General features: G+C 62.1%; 19 protein-coding genes. 5 read left to right on the top strand and 14 right to left on the bottom strand.

All coding sequences use genetic code 11. From position 1 onward, the window contains the following. Positions 1-41 precede the first annotated feature (41 nt). A complete protein-coding gene (locus tag J5274_RS18855; protein WP_111218735.1) occupies positions 42-518 on the top strand; it encodes an Lrp/AsnC family transcriptional regulator in 477 nt (158 codons plus the stop codon). Between the two features lie 13 nt (positions 519-531). On the opposite strand, the gene J5274_RS18850 is transcribed toward J5274_RS18855, so the two are convergent. The 7 genes from J5274_RS18850 to J5274_RS18820 form a co-directional block, all read right to left on the bottom strand. Next, on the bottom strand, positions 532-2,193 hold the full coding sequence (locus J5274_RS18850; protein WP_219275483.1) for an ABC transporter ATP-binding protein: 1,662 nt from the start codon (positions 2,191-2,193) through the stop codon (positions 532-534). Continuing rightward, the gene (locus tag J5274_RS18845) at positions 2,193-3,035 is read right to left on the bottom strand and encodes an ABC transporter permease (RefSeq protein WP_219275482.1); all 843 of its coding nucleotides are present in this window, start codon (positions 3,033-3,035) and stop codon (positions 2,193-2,195) included. Before J5274_RS18845 ends, J5274_RS18850 begins: the two co-directional genes overlap by 1 nt. 2 nt (positions 3,036-3,037) lie before the next feature. Next, complete coding sequence (locus J5274_RS18840) at positions 3,038-3,988, bottom strand: ABC transporter permease (RefSeq protein WP_219275481.1); 951 nt, start codon at positions 3,986-3,988, stop codon at positions 3,038-3,040. Positions 3,989-4,080: 92 nt separating this feature from the next. Beyond that, positions 4,081-5,694 carry an ABC transporter substrate-binding protein gene (locus J5274_RS18835; RefSeq protein ID WP_209187915.1) on the bottom strand — a complete coding sequence of 538 codons (1,614 nt, stop codon included), beginning with the start codon at positions 5,692-5,694 and terminating at the stop codon, positions 4,081-4,083. Between the two features lie 64 nt (positions 5,695-5,758). After that, the gene (locus J5274_RS18830; RefSeq protein ID WP_219275480.1) at positions 5,759-6,475 is read right to left on the bottom strand and encodes an HAD-IA family hydrolase; all 717 of its coding nucleotides are present in this window, start codon (positions 6,473-6,475) and stop codon (positions 5,759-5,761) included. Positions 6,476-6,743: 268 nt separating this feature from the next. Beyond that, a complete protein-coding gene (locus tag J5274_RS18825) occupies positions 6,744-8,117 on the bottom strand; it encodes an aspartate aminotransferase family protein (RefSeq protein WP_142831276.1) in 1,374 nt (457 codons plus the stop codon). Between the two features lie 14 nt (positions 8,118-8,131). Then, positions 8,132-8,998: a GNAT family N-acetyltransferase gene (locus J5274_RS18820; protein ID WP_257625713.1), complete on the bottom strand. Its 867-nt coding sequence runs from the start codon at positions 8,996-8,998 to the stop codon at positions 8,132-8,134. Positions 8,999-9,344: 346 nt separating this feature from the next. Here J5274_RS18820 and J5274_RS18815 point away from each other — a divergent pair, with 346 nt between their 5' ends. Next, positions 9,345-10,013 (top strand): haloacid dehalogenase type II, encoded by a 669-nt coding sequence (locus tag J5274_RS18815; protein WP_143123229.1) that lies wholly within the window; start codon positions 9,345-9,347, stop codon positions 10,011-10,013. Positions 10,014-10,024: 11 nt separating this feature from the next. Next, complete coding sequence (locus J5274_RS18810; protein WP_219275479.1) at positions 10,025-11,302, top strand: FAD-binding oxidoreductase; 1,278 nt, start codon at positions 10,025-10,027, stop codon at positions 11,300-11,302. A gap of 57 nt (positions 11,303-11,359) precedes the next feature. Here J5274_RS18810 and J5274_RS18805 read toward each other — a convergent pair whose 3' ends face one another. From J5274_RS18805 to J5274_RS18795, 3 genes are read right to left on the bottom strand one after another with little or no spacing between them, the layout of a single operon-like run. Next, positions 11,360-12,817: an NAD-dependent succinate-semialdehyde dehydrogenase gene (locus tag J5274_RS18805; protein WP_219275478.1), complete on the bottom strand. Its 1,458-nt coding sequence runs from the start codon at positions 12,815-12,817 to the stop codon at positions 11,360-11,362. Positions 12,818-12,834: 17 nt separating this feature from the next. After that, positions 12,835-13,878 carry a tartrate dehydrogenase gene (locus J5274_RS18800; RefSeq protein WP_219275477.1) on the bottom strand — a complete coding sequence of 348 codons (1,044 nt, stop codon included), beginning with the start codon at positions 13,876-13,878 and terminating at the stop codon, positions 12,835-12,837. Positions 13,879-13,889: 11 nt separating this feature from the next. Further along, positions 13,890-15,353 carry an aldehyde dehydrogenase gene (locus J5274_RS18795; protein ID WP_219275476.1) on the bottom strand — a complete coding sequence of 488 codons (1,464 nt, stop codon included), beginning with the start codon at positions 15,351-15,353 and terminating at the stop codon, positions 13,890-13,892. Between J5274_RS18795 and J5274_RS18790 the strand changes: the two genes are divergently transcribed. After that, entirely contained in the window at positions 15,337-15,564 is a 228-nt protein-coding gene (locus J5274_RS18790) for a hypothetical protein (RefSeq protein WP_142831270.1), read from the top strand. The genes J5274_RS18795 and J5274_RS18790 overlap by 17 nt on opposite strands. Here J5274_RS18790 and J5274_RS18785 read toward each other — a convergent pair. The 3 genes from J5274_RS18785 to argE all read right to left on the bottom strand — a co-directional run bounded on the left by J5274_RS18785 (position 15,546) and on the right by argE (position 18,037). Then, entirely contained in the window at positions 15,546-15,899 is a 354-nt protein-coding gene (locus J5274_RS18785) for a cupin domain-containing protein (RefSeq protein ID WP_111218673.1), read from the bottom strand. The genes J5274_RS18790 and J5274_RS18785 overlap by 19 nt on opposite strands. A gap of 22 nt (positions 15,900-15,921) precedes the next feature. Next, a complete protein-coding gene (locus tag J5274_RS18780; protein ID WP_219275475.1) occupies positions 15,922-16,845 on the bottom strand; it encodes a glyoxylate/hydroxypyruvate reductase A in 924 nt (307 codons plus the stop codon). A 67-nt stretch (positions 16,846-16,912) separates the two neighbouring features. Then, the gene (argE, locus tag J5274_RS18775) at positions 16,913-18,037 is read right to left on the bottom strand and encodes an acetylornithine deacetylase (protein WP_219275474.1); all 1,125 of its coding nucleotides are present in this window, start codon (positions 18,035-18,037) and stop codon (positions 16,913-16,915) included. Positions 18,038-18,285: 248 nt separating this feature from the next. Here argE and J5274_RS18770 point away from each other — a divergent pair, with 248 nt between their 5' ends. Continuing rightward, on the top strand, positions 18,286-19,161 hold the full coding sequence (locus J5274_RS18770; protein WP_219275650.1) for a GNAT family N-acetyltransferase: 876 nt from the start codon (positions 18,286-18,288) through the stop codon (positions 19,159-19,161). 32 nt (positions 19,162-19,193) lie between these two features. Here J5274_RS18770 and J5274_RS18765 read toward each other — a convergent pair whose 3' ends face one another. Beyond that, positions 19,194-20,621 (bottom strand): aldehyde dehydrogenase family protein, encoded by a 1,428-nt coding sequence (locus tag J5274_RS18765; protein WP_219275473.1) that lies wholly within the window; start codon positions 20,619-20,621, stop codon positions 19,194-19,196. Positions 20,622-20,692 lie beyond the last annotated feature (71 nt).

The following is a 20,692-nucleotide window of genomic DNA, read 5'->3' as shown; positions in this document are numbered from 1 at the left end:
GGCAAGCGCGGTGAATGAGCACCGGACGGCATGGAGCGCTGATGAAACTCGACCGGATCGACATCAAGATTCTCTCCGAACTGCAGAAGAACGGCCGCATCACCAATGTGGAGTTGGCGGATCTGGTCAACCTGTCGCCCAGTCCCTGCCTGATGCGGGTCAAGAAGCTGCAGGCGGAAGGCTATATCGTCAGCTACTCGGCACAGATCAACGTTGCCAAGCTCGGGCAGACCCTGACGGTCTTTACGGAAGTGACGTTGAAGAACCATCGGCAGATCGATTTCGCCCGGTTTCTGGCGGCCATCGAGAAGGTCGACTCCGTCATCGAGTGCCATCTGGTCTCGGGCGGATACGATTATCTCATCAAGTTCGTCACCGGCAGCATCACCGAATACCAGACGATCATGGAACGCCTCATCGACATGGATATCGGCATCGACAAATATTTCAGCTTCGTCGTGCTGAAATCGCCGATTACCCGGTCGCATATGCCGCTGACCAGCCTTTTCCCGATGTAGCCGGCCGCCGATCTCAGCGCTTTGCAAAGGCCGCAACAAGTTCAGGGTCCCGCTCGAGGCCGTCGAGCCAGGTGGGATCGAGCTTCGGCACCGAGGAATAGAGCAGCCGCGAATAGGGATGTCCGCCGGAATTGCCGAAGTCGGACGGCGCGATCTGTTCGATCTTTTCGCCGGCATACATCACTGCGATCTCGTCGCAGATCGCCTGCACGACCGAGAGATCATGGCTGATGAAGATGTAGGACAGCCCGAGTTCGGTCTGCAGCTCTTTCAGCAGATCGATGATCGCCGCAGCCACGACGGTGTCGAGGGCCGAGGTGATCTCGTCGCAAAGAATGAGTTTGGGCTCGGCAGCCAGCGCTCTTGCCAGATTGATGCGCTGTTTCTGCCCGCCCGACAATTCGGCAGGTCGCCGGTATTTCACGCTGCGCGGCAGATGCACCATGTCGAGCAGCTGATCGATGCGGGCTTGCCGCTGGCCCTTCGCCATGCCGTGATAGAAGGCAAGCGGTCGCTCCAGAATGTCCGAGATCGATTTGGACGGGTTGAGCGCGGTGTCTGCGAATTGGAAGACGATCTGCAGCTTGCGCAATTCGTCGCGACGGCGGCTGGCAGCGTTTGGTGCAAGTTCCTTGCCGTCGAAAATGATATGGCCGGACGCCGGCGACAGGATGCCGGCAATTGCCCGGGCCAGTGTCGACTTTCCGCAGCCGGATTCCCCAACGATGCCGAGGTTCTGGCCGTAGTCGAGTTTCAGGCTGACGGATTTCAGCGCCAGAGCCAGCGGCAATCCATTCGGCTGGATCGGGCCATAGCCGGCCGACAACCCATCCACCTCCAGCAGCGGCTGTCGCGCCGCCTGCTCTACTGGGGCCGGTGGGATCCGCAGGGTCGGCTTGAAGGCTGCCACGAGTTGGCGCGTGTAGGGGTGCTGCGGCGATGCCAGGATTTGCGCCGTTTTGCCGATTTCCTGGATTTCACCTTCCTTCAGAACGACGATGCGATCGGCGATCTGGGCAACGACGGCGAGGTCGTGGGAAACATAGACGCCGGCAAGGCCGCCCTTTTTCATGACCGACTTGAAGGCCCTGAGCACGTCGATCTGGGTCGTGACATCGAGCGCCGTTGTCGGTTCGTCGAAGATCACCAGCTTCGGATTGCCGATCAGCGCCATGGCGGCCGAGAGCCGCTGCAACTGGCCGCCCGAGACCTGGTGCGGATAGCGCGCGCCGATGGTCTCTGCTTCGGGCAGGGCCAGCGCCTTGAACAGTTCGACCGCCCGCGAGCGGGCCTGGTCGATGGGCATCAGCTTGTGGATGCGCACGACCTCGATCACCTGATCCATGATCGTCTGCGCCGGATTGAAGGCTGCGGCAGCACTTTGCGGCACGTATGCGACTTGCGTGCCGCGCAGGCTGGCGAGGCGCTTTTCGGGCAGGCCGGCCATGTCGTTGCCGGACAATAGGACCGAACCGCCGCTGATGCGGCAGCCCGGACGCGTATGGCCCATCATCGTCAGGGCAATCGTCGTCTTGCCCGAGCCGCTTTCGCCGATCAGCGCGACGATCTCGCCCTCGGCGATATTGAAACTCACATCGCGGATGATTGCCACGGTGCGGTTGGCATCGGTCTTTGCCTCGACCTCGAGATTGCGGACTTCGACAAGGTTTGCCATCACATGCTCCGGTCTCTGATTTTATGCGGCAGGTTGTCGATCAGAAGATTGACGCTGATGGTGAGGCTGGCGATGGCGATCGACGGAAAGATCACCGCAGGGGCTGCAAAAGGCAGGCCGCCGATGTTTTCGCGCACGAGCGCGCCCCAGTCGGCGTTCGGCGGCTGAACGCCGAGGCCGAGGAAGGACAGGCCCGAAAGCAGCAGGACAATAAACACGAAGCGCAGGCCGAGATCGGCAAGCACGGGACCGAGGATGTTCGGCAGGATTTCCGAACCGATCAGGTAGATGGTCTTCTCGCCGCGGGCCCGGGCGACAGTGACATAGTCCATCGTATTGATGTTGACGGCGAGCGCCCGGCTGAAGCGATAGGCGCCTGGCGTGTAGATCACGGCCAGGGTGACGATGAGCACCGGTATGGAGGAGCCGACAGCGGCAACGACGACGAGCCCGAAGAGCTTGCTCGGAATGGAGCTCAAGGCGTCAAGAAAACGGGAGAGGCACGTGTCGAACCATCCTCCGGCAACGGCGGCACTCATGCCGAGCGCGACGCCGGTGAAACAGGCGACAGCCACGGCGGCAAGCGATATGCCCACAGTGTAGCGCGCGCCCATCAGGATACGCGACAGGATGTCTCGGCCGAGATAATCGGTGCCGAGCAGGAATTTTGCCGAGATCGGTCCGAAGTAGTCGTAGTCGACGATATCGCCGATAGAATAGGGGATGAGCAGGGGCGCGAAAATAGCGACCAGTGACCAGGCGAGGATGATGGTCAGCCCGAGGACGCCGACGATGTTGAAGCGGTAGCCGAAACGTGCCGGGGATACGGGGAAATTTGCCATGGTCAGCGCAGCCTCGGGTTGGACATGATGGCGATGATGTCGGCAATCGTGATCAGGATCAGGTAACCGAAACAGAAGATCATCGAACAGGTCTGGATGAGCGGGAGGTCGCGCGTCGCCACCGCATCCACCATCATCTTGGCAATGCCGGGATAGTTGAAGATCGTCTCAACGATGATGACGCCGCCGAGCAGGTAGGACAGCGACAGCGCGACGGCATTGACGATCGGTCCTAGCGCGTTGGGAAGCGCGTGCTTCAACACGATCCGCGTTCGCGAGGCTCCTTTCAGAAGCGCCATTTCGATAAAGGGCGTTCCGAGCGTCTCGATCACCGCTGCCCGCGTCATGCGGATCATCTGCGCCGAGATGACGAAGCTCAGCGTGATCACCGGCATGGCAAAGACCCGCAGAAGCTCGCCGAAGCTGTGGACCTCGTTGGCGAAGGAGAGCGCCGGAAGCCATTTCAGATAGACCGCGAAGACGAGAACGGCTGAGGTCGCGACCATGAATTCTGGCACGGAGATCACCGCGATGGTCACCGTGGTGACGATCCGGTCAAAGATCGAGCCCCGTGCAATCGCCGAGGTTATGCCCAGTGTCAGGGCCAGCGGCACGGAGAACAGGGCAGTGGCAGTCGCCAGTTTCAGCGTGCTGAGGAAGCGTGGACCGATCAGCTTTGCGATGGGCATGTTGTTGGCATAGGAAATGCCGAGATCGCCGGTGACGAAACCGCCGAGCCAGTGAATAAACCGGTAGAAGGCAGGGTCGTCGAGATGCATCGCGGTCCGCAGACCTGCCACGGCTTCCGGTGTCGCTGCCTGACCGAGAAGGATCTGGGCGACATCGCCCGGCAGCATCTCGGTTGCGAAAAACACGGTGAAGGACACGATCAGCAAGGTGACGACAGCCACGAGCAATCGGTTGATCACCAACACGAGGACGTGGAGGTTCATGGGCGCTCCGCAGGGGGACGGTGCTTTCAAAGCACTGTAGCATGGAGGGGGGCCGGAGACACGATTGATCTCCGTCCGGCTTCATGGCGGTGCTAGGCCTCGAGCCAGACATACTCCGCGAACGCATATCCCATCATGCCGCCGAGCGGATTGGATTCCAGCCCCTTGAGCTTGGAGGAAATGGCGTCGACATTGGAGATGAAGGCAGGGATTGCGGTGCCGGCTTCTTCCGCGATCATCACCTGCATCGCATTGTATATTTCCTTGCGCTTGGCCTGATCCAGCATGCCGCGTGCTTCGATCATCATCGTGTCGAACTTGGGCGACTTGTACTGGCTCTCGTTCCAAGGGGCGTCGGAGGAATAGAGGAGCGAGAACAGGATATCCGGCGTCGGGCGTGGATTGATGTTGCCGAAATGAATCGGCGCCTTCAGCCAGTAGTTCGACCAATAGCCGTCGGAGGGAACGCGCTGCACGTCGAGCTTCATGCCGATCTCGGCGCCGGCTGCCTGGGCGACCATGGCCATGTCGATCGACGAGGTGGCCGCATCCGAGGCCACGACGGGGATCGATTGTCCCAGCACGCCGGCCTTCTGGAAGTGGAACTTGGCCTTTTCGGGGTCGAAGGCTTTCGGTTTCAGATCGGCATTGTAATAGATGCTGGCCGGGGAAATCGGCTGGTCGTTGCCGATCTCGGCCAGGCCGCGCAGCACGGATTTCTGGATCTGCTCCCTGTTGAGCAGGTATTTCATGCCGGTGACGAAGTCGGCCTTGTTGCCCGGGCTCATGTCGAGGCGCATGTTGAGGTTGGTGTAGTTGCCCGATGTCGTCTTGGAGATGGCGACGGAGGGCTGGGTTTCGAGCAGGCGCATGGAGCGCGGATTGATCGAGGCTGCGAGCTGGATGTCGCCGGAAATCAGCGCATTGACGCGGGCGCTATCGTCGGAGATGGCGAAGAACTCGAAGCTGTCGAGGTGCGGGCCGCCCTGCTTCCAGTAGTTCTTGTTCTTGGTCGCAAGGGAGCGCACGCCGGGCTCGAAGACTTCGCAAACAAACGCGCCGGTGCCGTTTGCCTTGGAGAAATCGGTCGTGCCGTCGGCCAGGATCATGAAGTGATGCATGGCGAGAATGGTCGGCAGGTCGGCATTGGGGCTGGCGAGCGTGATCTCTACGGTGAGGTCGTCGACGGCCTTGAAACCGGTCATCTGCTTGGCGATCGAATTGACCTTCGATCCGACGGCCGGGTCGAGGTGGCGCTTCAGCGAGTAGACCACGTCGGCGGCCTTCAGCGTCTTGCCGTCGTGGAACGTGACGCCCTTGCGCAATTTGACGGTCCAGACCTTTGCGTCCGAGCTTTCGACGCTCTCGGCGAGTTCCATCTGCGTTACGCCGGCCTTGTCGAGGAATGTCAGCCGGTTGTAGAAGGCGCAGCAACGGACGTAGTCGGTCGACAGCGAGGCCTTGGCCGGGTCGAGCGTATCTGCCGTCGAAGCCGACCAGCCGGCTGCCTTCAGCGATCCGCCGGAAACAGGCGTGGCGGCAATCGCGTTATTGGCGCGGCCGAGAATCAGGCTGCCGGCAGTGGCGGCAAGGCCTCCGGCCATCATCATCTTCAGAAGATCGCGGCGGCTTGCACCACGGCGAATGGCGTTCTCGACCATGGCATCGTCGGAAGACGTCCAGTTTAAAAATTTATTGTCAGACATGCGCATTCCCCTTTTATTGATTGTGTGAAGGCATTGCCGTGTCCGTCCGGGGCTCGTTGAAGCCTCAGGCGGCGTTCGTCTGTTCCACGGCATCCGCAAGCGCTGCCATGGAGGTAAAGTGGAAATCCGGCTTGGTGAAGGCTACAGGCTCGATCGTTCCGCCATAGCCCTTCTGGGCGTGGCGTCGCTCGATCCAGCAGTTTGCTATGCCAAGCTGCCTGGAGATCCCGATGTCGTGATACTGGCTCTGCGCGACATGCAGGATGTCGGCGCGCGAGCCGCCTTCTGAAGTAATGAAGGCGAGGACATGCTCGAAAAATGCCGGGTCTGGCTTTTCCGTGCCCGTGTCGTCGGCGGTAAAACCCTTGAAGAACGGATTGCCGAGCGCTTGCGAAAAGCACTCGAACGCCCAGCGCTGGGCATTTGTCATGGCGATGAGCTTGAAGCGCTTGGCGAGGCGGGCCATTGCATCGGCGCTGTCGGGAAATGCCATCCACGTCTTTGCCGAGTCACGCAGCCGCTCACCCAACCGGGCCTCCGCCGGCAGTCCGAGCGCCGGTGCAATGACCATGTAGACACGCACGAGATCATCCGGGAAAAGCCCGACATCCGGCATGTAGCGGGCATTGCGATAAAGGCTGAGCGCCGTTTCGCCATCGACGGACTTGCCGTTTTCGGCGGCAATTTCCTGCAGGCAGCCGATCAGCCCGCCCTCGAAGTCGATCAGCGTGCCGACCACGTCGAAGGTCAGATATTTGAAGCTTTCAAATGTCTTTTCCAAGCCTCTAGTCCTTTCTCGGTGGACCCTTGGTCCTCCTCTGCAGCGTCCTAACAGAACGATATGCTGTGTGCATTTCAGGCGATACGACCTTGTTGAGACTGCCTGATCGCTTTGTTTGCGGCTTTTGACCGCCGGTTGAAGGACAGTGTCTCAGTTAACGGGCACCGAATGCGCTTAAAGACGGAAGTGCCACGGCAGAAAATTCCGAATATTCAGCCACCGCGGTATTTCGGCCCGCATGATTCTCGCTCATGGGGAACCGGTGATCTCACGCCATGGCGGCACGGATATCCGGATCTTCCAGCGTCTGGTCCAGCGTTTTGCGCGTACGCTCGACGATGGCATCGATTTCGGCCTCCGTGCAGCAGAGCGGCGGCGCATAGCCGAGAATGCCGTTGCCGAAGGCGCGCACGACCAGCCCGTTATCCCAGGCGCGGTCGAAGATGCGGCGCGACGGGTCCGCCGCTGCCGGCAGCGGGGTCTTGCGCTCCTTGTCGGTGACGAGTTCGAGCGCCGCCAGCATTCCGCGACCGCGGACCTCACCGACCAGCGGATGACTGGCGAGGCTGTGCAGGCCCTCCATCAGGCGGGCACCGGCCTTGCGGCCGTTGTCCAGCAACCCGCCCTCATAGAGACGCAAGACTTCGAGGCCGACGGCGGCGCTGACCGGATGGGCGGAATAGGTATAGCCATGTCCGACTGCAGCGCTGCCGGCGCCGTCGGCGATGGTCTGGTAGATCTTGTCGGTCATGAATACGGCGCCCATCGGCACATAGCCTGAGGTCAGCCCCTTGGCTACGGTCATGAAATCCGGAACGATGTCCTCCTCGCTGCAGGCAAACAGCGGTCCGGTGCGGCCGAAACCGGTGATGACTTCGTCGGCGATGAACAGAATGTCGAGTTCGGTGCAGAGATCGCGCATCGCCTTGATCCAGCCTTTCGGCGGCACGATGACGCCTCCGGACCCCTGGATCGGCTCGACATAGAATGCAGCGACGCGGTCCGCGCCGAGGACCTCGACCTTGGCACGCAGTGCAGCTGTCGATGCAGCAATGATCGCCGCATCGTCGCTGCCGACCGGGTTGCGATAGGCGTAATGCGACGGGATTTTATGCTGCCAGTCGAACGGGATGCCGAAGCCTGCATGAAACACCGGCAGGGCCGTCAGCCCGGCGCCGACCGTCGATGAACCGTGGTAGCCCTGTTCGACGGAGATGAACTGGTCTTTCGCGGGCGTGCCCTTGGCATGGTAATAATAGCGGATGAAACGCACCGTGCTGTCGATGGCATCGGATCCGCCGAGCGTGAAGTAGACATGGTTGAGATCGCCGGGCGTCCGATCGGCAAGTTCGGCGGCAAGACGGATGGCGGGTTCTGAACCGAGGCTGAAATAGCCGGTGGCGTAGGGCAGCTCGCGCATCTGCTGCGCGGCGGCCTCGACGATGCTTTCCTGGCCGTAGCCGGCATTGACGCACCACAGGCCGGCAAAACCATCGATAAGCTGATGGCCCGAGGCATCCGTGACCGTCGCACCCTTGCCGGATTTCAGAACCCTGACGCCGATTTTCTCGTGGGTCCTGTAGGACGCGACCGGATGGACGAGATGGGCGCGGTCGAGTTCGATGAGAGAGTTGCTCAGCATGGTCGTCTCCTGATTTAGCCAAGCGCCTGGCTTGCAAGGGCAAAGGTTTGAAACGCGGATGTCCCGGTGGAAGGCTTGGCGCCGCGCCGCATTGCGATGCCGCCGCCGACATTGGCAAGGCCCTGCGCCTCCAGCCACGATGCCAGACCGCAGGCCTTTGTGGTGTCGACCCGGACGAATTGCCCTTGGCGGGCTTCGATGAGACCGGCGATCAGGGTCTTGGCCTCGTCAGCATGTCCGGCCACCACAGGACCGATGACCTCGCCGTGACCGAACGCGCGCAGGGCGGCAAAGGCGGTGATCTTGCCGGCGGGGCGCAGGACGGCGATCCGGCCGGCCTGGTGCAGCGCCTTTATAAGGTCGAAGCGTTCGAGGCCGGAGGCTGACTGGTCCAGCGTTGCGCAATCGGCAAGGTCTTCGACACTTGCCCAGTCGAGGCTGGCTTCACCATTTCCAGCACCCAGGGCGCCCTGATGCTGGAGGATCCGGCCGGTCTCCTTGAAGCCAAGCTTGGTGTAGAGCGGCAGGCCTTCCTTTGTGGCGTTCAGGCGGCACTCGCGATCGCCACATTCAGCGAGCGCCATATCCATCAGCCGCCGTCCGATGCCACGGCCGCGCATCGCCTCGTCAACGATGACCATGTTGATGGTGGCGGCCGCAGCCCCGTAGAGGGTCACAAACGTGGTGCCGACCACGCGCCCGTTCTCGATGGCCACGAAGCCGACGCTGAGAAAGAGCACCATCGCCCAGTCTTCCAGGCGGTGCGGCCAGCCGGCCTGACGCGAGAGCGTCAGCGCGCCTTCGAGATGGTCGGCAGAAAACTTCACGATGTCGATGTGGCTAGGGTCGATGTGGCTGGGGTCGATCTGGTCTGGCGGCATTCTCTTGTTCCGGATAATCCTGTCCTGTCTTCATTGATAGCGCCGGCGTGCAGGTAGAACCTCCTGACCATGGGGTTGGCGGCAACATGTTTGCATCGTCTTTCCGGAGGGGCGCCGCATCTTATGCCGTGGGTCGAGCCGCGCCGGGCGACAGGGACGACCGGCCGGGACAGCCGGCGCAACTCTCTGCCAAACGGCTATTGAGATACGCAACAATCTGCTTTCAGTCACAGCAATTGCGGTCAACGACATATCCGGGACGCGACTATGATCGGGTCAACAAGGCGCCGGGCACTGGCGCCAATATCCCGTCACCAGCCCAAAACCAGTAAGGAATTTGAGAGCGATGTCCCAGTTTCGGCCCAAATACATCACCTTCGACTGCTACGGAACGCTGACCCATTTCCAGATGGCGGAGGCGGCCGAGAAGATCTATGGCGGCCAACTCGAAGCCGCCGCCATGAAGCAGTTCATCAAGAATTTCGCCGCCTATCGCCTCGACGAGATCCTCGGGGACTGGAAGCCCTACAACGAAGTCATCCACAATGCCGTCGAGCGCACCTGCAAGAGGAACGGCGTCGCCTTCAACGATGCGGATGCGCGCTCAATCTACGAGACAGTGCCGAGCTGGGGACCGCACGCCGACGTTCCGGCTGGCCTTGCCAAGGTTGCCAAGGAAATTCCGCTGGTTATCCTGTCGAACGCCATGAACGAGCAGATCATGTCGAACGTCGAAAAGCTCGGCGCGCCATTCCATGCGGTCTACACCGCTGAGCAGGCCAATGCCTACAAGCCGCGCTTCCAGGCATTCGAATATATGTTCGACATGCTCGGCTGCGGTCCGGAAGATGTTCTGCATTGCTCGTCGTCGTTCCGCTACGATCTGATGTCGGCCCACGATCTCGGCATCAAGAACAAGGTCTGGGTCAACCGTGGCCATGAGCCGGCCAATCCTTATTATGAATATACCGAGATCAAGGACATTTCGGGCCTGCCCGGCGTCGTCGGGCTCTGACGGGGATGGCGATGCAGTTCAAGTCCTACTGGCACGATACAGCGCCCGCTTTCGCGGCGGCCAGCAAAGGCCCGGTCGAAGGCCATTACGATGTGGCCGTGATCGGCGGCGGTTTCGGTGGCCTGTCGGCAGCCCGGCACCTGGCGAAGGCCGGGCTCAAGGTCGTCGTTCTCGAGGCGGCCCATGTCGGCGCGGGCGCATCGGGTCGCAACGGTGGACACCTCAACAACGGCATCGCCCACGGTTTTGCCTCTGCCCGGAAGGAACTCGGGGCGGAACGGGCGAAGGCGCTCTACCGCGCCTTCGACGCTTCCATCGATACCATTGAGCGCATCGTTACGGAGGAGGGCATCGACTGCAATTTTCGCCGTGCCGGCAAGCTGAAGCTCGCCTCGAAGCCGGAGCATTTCAAATCGATCGCCGCCAATTTCGAGCTCGTCAACCGAGACGTCGATCCCGACACGGCCCTGTTGACGGCGACTGACCTGCGGCACGAGATCGGCTCGAATGCCTTCCACGGCGCCATGCTGTCGAAAAAGAGCGCCATGATGCACATGGGCCGCTACGTCGCGGGGCTTGCAAACGCCGCCGTGCGCCATGGCGCGGTGATCTTCGAGAATGCCGCGGTGACGGACCGCAAGGTGGCAGGCGCCAGGCATACGCTGACCACAGCGCGTGGCAGTGTCACAGCCGATGCAGTCTTTGTGGCAACGGGTGCCTATACCTCCGGTCCCTTCGGCTTTTTCCGGCGCCGCATCGTCTCGGTCGGAAGCTTCCTGCTGGCCACCCGGCCGCTGACCGATGCCGAGGTCGCCGACGTCATGCCGGGCAACCGCACCTGCGTCACCTCGCTCAACATCGGCAACTACTTCCGCCTGTCGCCGGACCAGCGGCTGATCTTCGGCGGCCGTGCCCGGTTTTCTGCATCGTCGGATCAACGCTCAGACGACAAGAGCGGCGCCATCCTGAAGGCGAGCCTGCGCCAGATCTTTCCGCAGCTGGGTCAGGTCGAGATCGATTATTGCTGGGGTGGCCTCGTCGACATGACCAAGGATCGCTTCCCGCGCGCCGGCTTTGCCGACGGTGTCTGGTATGCCATGGGCTATTCCGGCCACGGAGCGCAGATGGCAAGCCACATGGGGATCGTCATCGCCGACGCGATCATGGGCAAAGCCGACCGTAACCCAGTCTCCGGTCTTGAATGGCCCGCTATCGCCGGCCATTTCGGCAAGCCATGGTTCCTGCCGATGGTCGGGCTCTACTACAAGACGCTCGACCGGTTCCAGTAAACCAAAGATCTCACGAACAGGGACGGAGAGTGATCTCCGCCCCTGTTTGCGTCCGTATCAGCCAAGTCCACCGATGTGGAAGCTCTTCATTTCGAGATATTCCTCGATCCCGCATTGTCCGCCCTCGCGGCCGATGCCGGATTGCTTGACGCCGCCGAAGGGCGCGACCTCCATCGAGACGGAGCCGGTGTTGAGGCCAACCATCCCGAATTCGAGCGCCTCCGCCACCCGCCATGAGCGTCGCAGGCTCTCGGTGTAGAAATAGGACGCCAGGCCGAACGGGGTGGCGTTGGCGATTTCGATGGCTTCCTCTTCGGTCTCGAACCGGAACAGAGGAGCGACTGGACCGAATGTCTCCTCGTTGGCCAGCAGCATGTCCGTTGTGGCGCCACCAAGCACGACAGGGACGGCATATTGCTTGCCATCTGGCATTGCAGGTCTCTCGGAAATGATGCGAGCGCCCTTGGCAAGTGCATCCTCGATATGGCGATCGATCTTGTCGATGGCCGCCTTGTTGATCATCGGTCCGATATCCACGGGTTCGCCGGCCCCCGGGCCGACCTTCATGACGGAGACCCGGGCCGCCAGCTTTTCGGCAAACGTGTCATAGATGCCGGATTGCACAAGAATGCGGTTGGAGCAGACGCAGGTCTGCCCGCCGTTGCGGAACTTGGACGCGAGCGCGCCGTCGATCGCCAGATCGATATCGGCATCGTCAAAGACGATGAACGGCGCGTTGCCGCCGAGTTCCAGGCTGAGGCGCTTGATGCTGTCGGCGGCGCCCCTCATCAAAAGCGAGCCGACGCGGGTCGATCCGGTAAAGGATATCTTGCGCACGATCTCGTTCGCCATCATCTCATTGCCGATCTCGGCCGGCATGCCCGTGACGATATTGATGACACCTGCCGGGATGCCGGCACGCTCGGCCAGCACGCCAAGGGCCAGCGCGGAAAATGGCGTGAATTCAGAAGGCTTGACGACCACGGTGCAGCCGGCCGCAAGCGCTGGAGCGACCTTGCGGGTAATCATGGCGTTCGGGAAATTCCACGGCGTGATGATGGCGCAGACGCCGACGGCCTCCTTCAGCACGATGATCCGGCGATCTGCCGTGGGCGATGGGACGGTCGTTCCGCCGACGCGGCGGGCTTCCTCGGCAAACCACTTGACGAAGGATGCGCCATAGCGGATTTCGCCCAGCGCTTCCGCCAGCGGCTTGCCCTGCTCGAGGGTCAGGATCATGGCGAGATCCTGCTCGTTTTCGAGGATCAGGCGGTGCCAGGCTTCCAAGAGCGCTGCCCGTGCCGCATGGGTCTTGGCCTTCCAGGGGGCGAAGGCTGCCCGCGCTGCTGCGATTGCCTCGCGTGTTTCATCGCCGCTGACATCGGGAACGTGCCCGATAATACCTTGCGTCGCCGGATTGGTGACCGGCACCGACGAACCGGAGGCAGCGTTGCGCCAGATGCCGTCAATGACGCATTGCTGCCGGAAGAGGTTGTTGTCCTTCAGAGTGTCCATTTTGGCGTTCCTTCTCGTCAGCAAAGCGTCGAAAGCACAGCGGCAGTGATCGCGTCGGTTTTGTCGCGGCCCGGCCTTGTGCCGATGCCGCTTGCGGTCGCAGTTTCGATGGCCTTGATGATCCCGGCTGCCGCGGCGGGCTCGCCGAGATGCTCCAGCATCATCGCTGCCGACCAGATGGTGGCAATCGGGTTGGCAATGCCGAGATGGGCGATATCAGGCGCCGATCCATGCACCGGCTCGAACATCGATGGCGCGGTGCGATCGGGATTGATGTTGGCGGAGGCTGCAAAGCCGAGGCCGCCCTGGATGGCGGCGCCGAGATCGGTCAGGATATCGCCGAACAGGTTGGACGCAACGACGACATCGAGACTGTCCGGTGCCATCACCATGCGCGCCGCCATCGCATCGATGTGATAGTTTTTCACCTCGACATCCGGATACTCGGCGGACAGTTGCGCCGTCACTTCGTCCCAGAACACCATCGAGTATTTCTGCGCATTCGACTTGGTGACGGAGGCCAGCATCTTGCGGCGCAGGCGGGCCTGCTCGAAGCCGAAGCGCAGGATGCGCTCGATACCCTTGCGGGTGAAGATCGACGTCTCGACGGCGACTTCGTCGGGCGTGCCGACATGCACGCGGCCGCCGGCACCGGAATATTCGCCCTCGGTGTTTTCCCGGATGCAGAGGATATCGAAGCCCGTCGACTTCAACGGACCCTCGACGCCCGGCAGAAGACGATGCGGTCGGATGTTGGCATATTGCACGAAGGCCTTGCGGATCGGCAGCAGCAGGCCGTGCAGCGATACGGAATCGGGCACCTCCGCCGGCCAGCCGACGGCACCCAGCAGGATGGCATCGTGTTTGCGAAGGGTCTCGATACCGTCTACGGGCATCATCGCGCCGGTTTCCTTGTAAAAGGCGCAGGACCAGGGGAAGGTCGTGCCCTTCAGCTTGAAGCCCGCCTGCTTCGAGGCTGCCTCCAGCACCTGCCAGGCGGCGTCGATGACGGGAACGCCGATGCCGTCGCCGGGGATCAGGGCTATGGAATAGGTCTTCATGGATTTTTCCTTTACAGGTCGATCAGGACGCTTTTGGATTTCCGATTGGCGAGGTAAGCATCGCGGCCGAGATCCTTGCCGATGCCGGAGCTTTTGTAGCCGCCTGTCGGAAGGATGTGGTCGCGCGAACGACCGTAGCGATTCACCCAGATCGTACCGGCCTGCAGTCGCTTCGTCACCCGGATTGCTCGCGACAGGTCGGTCGTGAAAACGCCGGCCGCAAGCCCGTAGGTCGGGTGGTCGGCGAGCGCCAAGGCCTCTTCCTCTTCTACGAATGTCTGGATCGTCAGCACCGGGCCGAAGATTTCCTCGGTCACGGCAGGGGAGGATGGGGTGACGCCTGCGATCAGTGTCGGTGCATAGAAATATCCGTCGCGCTCCAGCATCTTACCGCCACGCAGGCATTCGGCACCCTCGGCGACCGATGCCCTGACGATGCTGTCGATGCGGCCGATCTGGCGCTCGGAAATGATCGGCGAATATTGCGTCTTTTCGTCCCATGTCGGGCCTGGGGTAATGTCGTCCATGGCTGATGTCAGCGCATCGATCAGCTGAGCCGCCACCGACTGGTGGACGATCAGCCGCGATCCGGCGACGCAGGCCTGCCCGGCATTTGACAGGATGCCCTGCGCCACGGCCTTTGCGGTGCGGGCAATGTCGGCATCGGCAAAGACCAGCTGCGGGCTCTTGCCACCGAGCTCGAGCGTCATCGGTTTGATGCCCGTTTGAGCGATGTTGGCCATGATGGCACGTCCGGCCGCTGTCGAGCCGGTGAAGCTGATCTTGCCGATCTCCGGGTGGCCGGTGATTGCAGTCCCGGTCGTCGCGCCATCGCCGAGCACGATGTTGATAAGGCCAGCGGGCAGGCCGGCGCGCACCGAGAGCTCGGCAAGACAGAGCGTCGAAAACGGCGTGAGTTCGGATGGTTTGAGCACCACGGCATTGCCCGCGGCCAGTGCCGGCCCGAGTTTCCAGACGGCCATCGACAGGGGAAAGTTCCAGGGGGTGATCGCGCCGACCACGCCATAGGGTTCTGACATGATCATGCCGAGGCTGTCCTTGCTCGTCGGCACGAGGTCGCTGCCCTCCTTGTCGGCGAACTCGGCAAAGAAGCGGATCTGTTCGGCACTGATGGCGATATCGCCCCGGATGAGGTGGCCGACGGGGCGCGTCGAGGCGATTGCCTCAATCCTTGCCAATGTTTCCGCCTCGGCCTCGATCAGGTCGGCCCAGCGATGCATCATCCGCGTGCGTTCGCGCGGCCTCAAATCCGCCCAGCCGCTTTCCTTCAAGGCGCTTTTTGCGCCCTGAACGGCCTCGTCGACAAGATCAGCCCCGGCTATGGGGCAATCGGCGAACGCGGCGCCGTCGGAGGGGCGGTGCATGGCAATTTCACCCTTTGCCGCGATCATCCGCCCGCCGATGAAATGTCCGTGGGGAAGCTGCACGGAATCGGGATTGAAGCTCAGCGACATGGCATTTCCTCTGGGCGTTGGCAGACCACCGAAACTAGCGGTCATTGCCGCGCAGTTTGCGTCGACTGTGGCCCGGGCGGCGATGGAATCTCCCGTTTACCGGTGCGTTCGCAGCGCATTCTTCGGCGGCTTTGAGCGCGGCGATATCGTGCCGCGCGCACTGGCGAGAGATGCTGTCCCGCAGGGGAAAATTCAGTTGACGGTGACGTAGATCTTGCGGACGGTCTCGATCGTACGCCAGATGCCGACGAAGCCTGGCTTCATGACAAAACTGTCGCCGGCGCGATAGGTATAGGTCTCGCCGTCCTTCTCGACGATTTCAACAACGCCGGTGATGAGGTGGCAGAACTCGTAGGTCGTCCCCTTGATCGAATGGGTCTCGCCGGGGGTCGCTTCCCATACGCCGGTCAGCACGCTGTCGTCGCGCGAGGCGTCCTGCGGCCAGGTCTTGAAGGACGGATCGCCGGAGATCAGGCGCTCGGCCGTCGGCTTCGATTCGCGCGGAGCCGTGGTCGGGTTGGTGTCGATAAGCTTGAGAAGAGACATGCGTTTTCTTTCCTTTTTAGTGTCAGTAGCCGCGCTTGCGGTCGACGAGGCCGATCGGGTCCTTCCCGGCCTCGTGACGGTGGATGTTGGCGATGACGGCCTTGGCGGCAGTCTCGGGTTGGGTGACGCTGGCGATATGCGGCGTCAGGATGATTCTCGGGTTTTGCCAGAGGGGATCGCTGGCAGGGAGGGGTTCAGGATCGGTAACGTCGAGCACCGCACCGGAAAGGTGCCCGCTGTCCAGCGCGTCGATTAATGCCTGTTGATCGAGTTGCGGTCCGCGACCCGCATGGATCAGCGATGCGCCGGCCGGCAACTTCGAAAAGAGGTCCGTATTGAGCAAGCCCCGGGTCTGCGGCGTTAGCGGCAGGAGGCAGATCAGGATGTCGGTGCGCGCCAGAAATGCATCGAGCTGGTCTTCGCCGTGGAAGCATGAGACGCCTTCGATCTCACGAGGCGAGCGGCTCCACCCCGCCAGCGAAAAGCCGAATGGCCCGAGGCGCTCCAGTACCGCCTTTCCGAGCAGTCCGAGACCGAGCACACCGACACGCTGGTCCGGCGCCTGACGCACTGGGCGGGATTTCCAGACGCCCTGTTGCTGCTGTGCGAGATAGCCCGGCAGGTCCCGGTGCAAGGCCAGTACGGCGAGCGTCACATATTCCTGCATCATCCGCACGATCCCGTCCTCGACCATCCGCACCAGCTTGACGCTGTCCGGCAGGGCCTGAACGTCAAACTGATCCACCCCGGCGCCGATGGAAAACAGCACTTCGAGATTGGTGTAGCGCTTAAGGTCGTCGGGCGCGGTCCACGTCAGCAGGTAGCGCACATCTTCTGGAGCAACCGACTTCGCATCGGTAACAAACGGCAGACGAGGCAGCTCGCGGGCGAACTCTGCGGCAAATATCCGGGCGCGCGCTGCGTCCGAGTTGAATAGAAAGGCCATTCGATTGTCCCGCTCGTTGGTGTGGGAGGTGTCGATCAACTGCCAAGGCAATCTGTCGAGATCGCGCTCAGGCGCATGATCGCCGCCCGAGGTCTTCGATCATCTTCCGGCATGCGGCGAGCTCGCCCACTTCGATATATTCGTCAGCCTTGTGGGCGCGGCCGATATCGCCCGGCCCGCAGATGATCGCGTCCATGCCGGCGGCCTGGTATAGTCCGGCCTCGGTGCCGTAGCTGACGGCGGCAAGCGGCGGTTGTCCCGTCAACGCTTCCAGGAGGCCTGCCAGAGGGGCGTCGGCTGCAAGCGACAAGGCCGGATATTCACTGAGCAGGTCCCAGCGGGTGGTGAAGCCTTGCGTTTCCAGGGCGAGCAGGGCGGCCTTTATCGGCTGCAACAGTGTCGAGGGCGAAACGCCCGCTATGGCGCGCGCCTCGACATCGGCGGTACAGAAATCCGGGATGATGTTGACAGCCTGGCCACCGCTGATAACGCCGACCTGTAACGAGGAGTAGGGCGGCTCGAAGTTGCCGTCGAAAGGACCATTTGCGAGGCGTCCAGCGGAGGCGACTGCCTCGCCGAGCACTGATGCCATCGCATGGATGGCGTTTGCGCCGAGATCCGGACGCGAGGAATGGCCGGTGCGGCCGCGGATCTCGATGCGGACGGCAGCCTTGCCCTTGTGGGCGCGGATCGCACGCAGGCCGCTGGGTTCGCCGATGATGCAGCCCTGAGGTTTGGCGCAGAGGTCGGGCAGCAACCGAAGCAGATGCGGCGCGCCTCGGCAACCGGCCTCTTCGTCATAGGAGAAGGCCAGATGCACGGGCTGCGTCAGGGGCATGGCTGCCAGCGCCGGGAGGGCTGCGAGGGCGCAGGCGAGGAAACCCTTCATGTCGCTGGTGCCACGTCCGTAGAGCCTGTCTCTGTCTGCGCGCAGACGGAAAGGATTGGAGGTCCAACCCTGTTCACCGGCCGGTACCACATCCATGTGCCCGGAGAGAAGGATGCCCGGGACGTCTCTCGGGCCAATCGTCGCAAAGAGATTGGCGCGGTCGCCCTCCGGCCCCATCGCCACCGTCACGTTGGCGCCGCAGCTCTCTGCATGGCGACGGATCCACGCGACGATGTCATGGTTGGCAGTGCCGACCACACAGGGGAAGGCGACCAGCCGTTCAAGAATGTCCTGCTCATGCATCGCGCAACCGTCCCTCGTGTGTCGACCGCAGCATAGGGAGACATTCCGGCACGGGTCCCCCGAAGGTTCGTCCGCTGCAGCGCAAACTGCTGAAAAAGACCGTATTTGAAGCGAAATCTTCGGTGTCGAATGGCGGAAAATCGACAGTTCAAGATGGATGTTACGGGGTGGTGACGATTGTCGTCGCACGCCCGGCTCTCTATCTTGGAGTGCGGGCGACGGAGGGGGAATTGACCACAGAAGAAACGATGCGGCTGGAGTCCTTTGACCTGCAGCTTTGCGACATCGCCGGAACCGATCCCGAAAAGCTGCATGCGTTGTCGCTTGCCGTCGGCTGGCCGCACCGGGTGAAGGATTGGCTGATGCTGCGCGAGATCGGGTCCGGCGTGGTGGCGCAGGACGAGATCGGCCGTGCCATCGGCTCGGCCATGTGGTTTCCGCTGTCGGACGATTTTGTCACGGTCGGCATGGTCATTACCTCGCCGAGGCTGCAGGCGCATGGCCATGGCCGCTGGCTGATGGACCATGTCTTGAGACAAACCGGGTCGCGTCCGCTGCGCCTCAATGCGACACGGGCGGCGCGGCGGCTCTATCTTTCCATGGGCTTCACCGCAGAAAAAACCGTCTATCAGTGCCAGGGAACCGCGGTGCTATCTGGCGAGCCGCCGCTCTCAGAGCAGGCTATTCTGCGCGCTGTGACGCTGGACGATCTGGCGGAAATTGCAGCGCTCGACCGCGCCGCCTATGGCACCGACAGGGCAGCGCTGCTTGGCCGTCTGCTGCATGCTTCCAAGGGCGTGGCGCTGATACGCGGCGGCCGGATCGCCGCATTTTCCCTCGCACGCAATTTCGGCCGGGGCACCGTGATCGGTCCGGTCGTGGCCGTCGATGACGCCGATGCGATCGCCGTGACTGCCCCGCACGTGAAAGCCCATGCCGGCGCCTTCCTACGCATCGATACGCGCCAGGCGATGGGTGACTTTGCCGAGTTCCTGACGCAATCGGGGATGCCGGTCTTCGATACGGTCACCAGCATGTCGCTTGGCGGTCGCTGGTTGCTGGATCGCCCGGGCGATGAACCCCGCCCAACGATCTACGGACTGGTCAGCCAAGCCCTAGGCTGACCAACTCCGGCGAGGTCTAAAGCCTCTGGTTCTCAGGTGCCGGCATAGCCGACGACACCCTTGATGTCGGTAAACTCGTGGATGCCGAACTTGCCGTACTCACGGCCATTGCCGGATTGCTTGTAGCCGCCGAACGGTGCGGCGCCATCCCAGGCAGAATTATTGATACGCACAATTCCCGCTCGCAGCTTTCGTGACAGGGCGCGTGCCTCGCTTGCGTCCCCCTGGATGTAGGCGGCAAGGCCGTACGGCGTGTCGTTGGCAATGGCGACTGCCTCATCCTCGGTTTCATAGCCGATCATGACCAGCACAGGACCAAAGATCTCCTCCCGCGCAATCGTCATGTCGTTGGCGACCTTCGCAAAGACGGTCGGCTTGATGTAGTAGCCGACGTCCAGGTGATCCGGCCGATCATTGCCGCCGGCAATGAGCTCGGCGCCCTCGTTGATCCCCTTGCGGATGAGGTTCTGGATCTTGTCGAACTGCTGCTGGCTGACCACAGGCCCCATCGTCGTTGACGGGTCCGCCGGCGACCCGACGACGATTTCACCGGCGGCTTTTGCCGCTGCCGCGATGGCATCGTCCATCCGTTCCATCGGCACGAGCAAGCGCGTCGGCGCATTGCAGGACTGGCCGGAATTATCGAAGCATCGGCGCACGCCCATCATCACCGCCGCGCCAAGGTCAGCGCTTCGCAGAACGACGTTCGGTGACTTTCCGCCGAGTTCCTGATGCACGCGCTTGACGGTGGGGGCAGCTGCCGTCGCCACCGATATGCCCGCTCGGGTGGAGCCGGTAAACGATATCATGTCGACATCGGGGTGGCTGGCAAGGATCGTGCCGACTGTCGGGCCATCGCCGTGGATGAGGTTGAAAACACCGGCGGGAACACCTGCCTCGTGCATGATTTCCGCAAACAGGATCGCATTCAGCGGCGCGATCTCCGAGGGCTTCAGCACCATGGTGCAGCCGGTGGCCAGCGCCGGCGCGACCTTGGAGGCAATCTGGTTGATCGGCCAGTTCCAGGGCGTGATCATCGCGACGACGCCGATCGGCTCGTGGATAATGCGCGTGTCGCCTTGCATGTATTCCCAATCGAAGCTTTCGAATGCGCGGATTGTTTCTGCAAAAGGGGCAGCCCCAAGGATTGCCTGTGACTGGCGTGCAAGTGCTGTCGGTGCGCCCATCTCCCGCGAGATGACGTCGCCGATCTCGTCGTTGCGACGCGTGAGGACCTCGAGCACCCGCCTGAGCAGGGCAAGCCGCTGCTCTCTCGAAGTTTGCGAGAAGGATGGGAAGGCCTGCCTCGCAGCCGCTATCGCCCTTTCGGCGTCGGCAGCATTGCCCATTGCAATCGTCGCGAATGCTTGTTCCGTTGCGGGGTCGGTGACATCGATAGTGGCCTTACCGACGGGGTCCACCCATGCACCGCCGATATAGAATTTGTCCGTATTCTTCATCTCGTGCTCCCGCATCAAGCCGCCCCCGCAACCGGGAATTCCATAGGTCGCAGTTTAAGGCGGGCTGGCGG

Source organism: Rhizobium sp. L51/94 (assembly GCF_019355555.1).
Lineage (GTDB): Bacteria > Pseudomonadota > Alphaproteobacteria > Rhizobiales > Rhizobiaceae > Rhizobium > Rhizobium rhododendri.
This window is presented reverse-complemented; position numbering and strand designations above follow the sequence as displayed.

Coding starts and splice junctions, on each gene's coding strand:
- J5274_RS18840 (WP_219275481.1), bottom strand. CDS start 3,988: ATGAACCTCCACGTCCTCGTGTTGGTGATCAACCGATTGCTCGTGGCT.
- J5274_RS18770 (WP_219275650.1), top strand. CDS start 18,286: ATGCGGCTGGAGTCCTTTGACCTGCAGCTTTGCGACATCGCCGGAACC.
- J5274_RS18765 (WP_219275473.1), bottom strand. CDS start 20,621: ATGAAGAATACGGACAAATTCTATATCGGCGGTGCATGGGTGGACCCC.
- J5274_RS18845 (WP_219275482.1), bottom strand. CDS start 3,035: ATGGCAAATTTCCCCGTATCCCCGGCACGTTTCGGCTACCGCTTCAAC.
- J5274_RS18785 (WP_111218673.1), bottom strand. CDS start 15,899: ATGTCTCTTCTCAAGCTTATCGACACCAACCCGACCACGGCTCCGCGC.
- J5274_RS18835 (WP_209187915.1), bottom strand. CDS start 5,694: ATGTCTGACAATAAATTTTTAAACTGGACGTCTTCCGACGATGCCATG.
- J5274_RS18800 (WP_219275477.1), bottom strand. CDS start 13,878: ATGAAGACCTATTCCATAGCCCTGATCCCCGGCGACGGCATCGGCGTT.
- J5274_RS18815 (WP_143123229.1), top strand. CDS start 9,345: ATGTCCCAGTTTCGGCCCAAATACATCACCTTCGACTGCTACGGAACG.
- argE (WP_219275474.1), bottom strand. CDS start 18,037: ATGCATGAGCAGGACATTCTTGAACGGCTGGTCGCCTTCCCCTGTGTG.
- J5274_RS18820 (WP_257625713.1), bottom strand. CDS start 8,998: ATGCCGCCAGACCAGATCGACCCCAGCCACATCGACCCTAGCCACATC.
- J5274_RS18805 (WP_219275478.1), bottom strand. CDS start 12,817: ATGGACACTCTGAAGGACAACAACCTCTTCCGGCAGCAATGCGTCATT.
- J5274_RS18825 (WP_142831276.1), bottom strand. CDS start 8,117: ATGCTGAGCAACTCTCTCATCGAACTCGACCGCGCCCATCTCGTCCAT.
- J5274_RS18855 (WP_111218735.1), top strand. CDS start 42: ATGAAACTCGACCGGATCGACATCAAGATTCTCTCCGAACTGCAGAAG.
- J5274_RS18810 (WP_219275479.1), top strand. CDS start 10,025: ATGCAGTTCAAGTCCTACTGGCACGATACAGCGCCCGCTTTCGCGGCG.
- J5274_RS18780 (WP_219275475.1), bottom strand. CDS start 16,845: ATGGCCTTTCTATTCAACTCGGACGCAGCGCGCGCCCGGATATTTGCC.
- J5274_RS18795 (WP_219275476.1), bottom strand. CDS start 15,353: ATGTCGCTGAGCTTCAATCCCGATTCCGTGCAGCTTCCCCACGGACAT.
- J5274_RS18850 (WP_219275483.1), bottom strand. CDS start 2,193: ATGGCAAACCTTGTCGAAGTCCGCAATCTCGAGGTCGAGGCAAAGACC.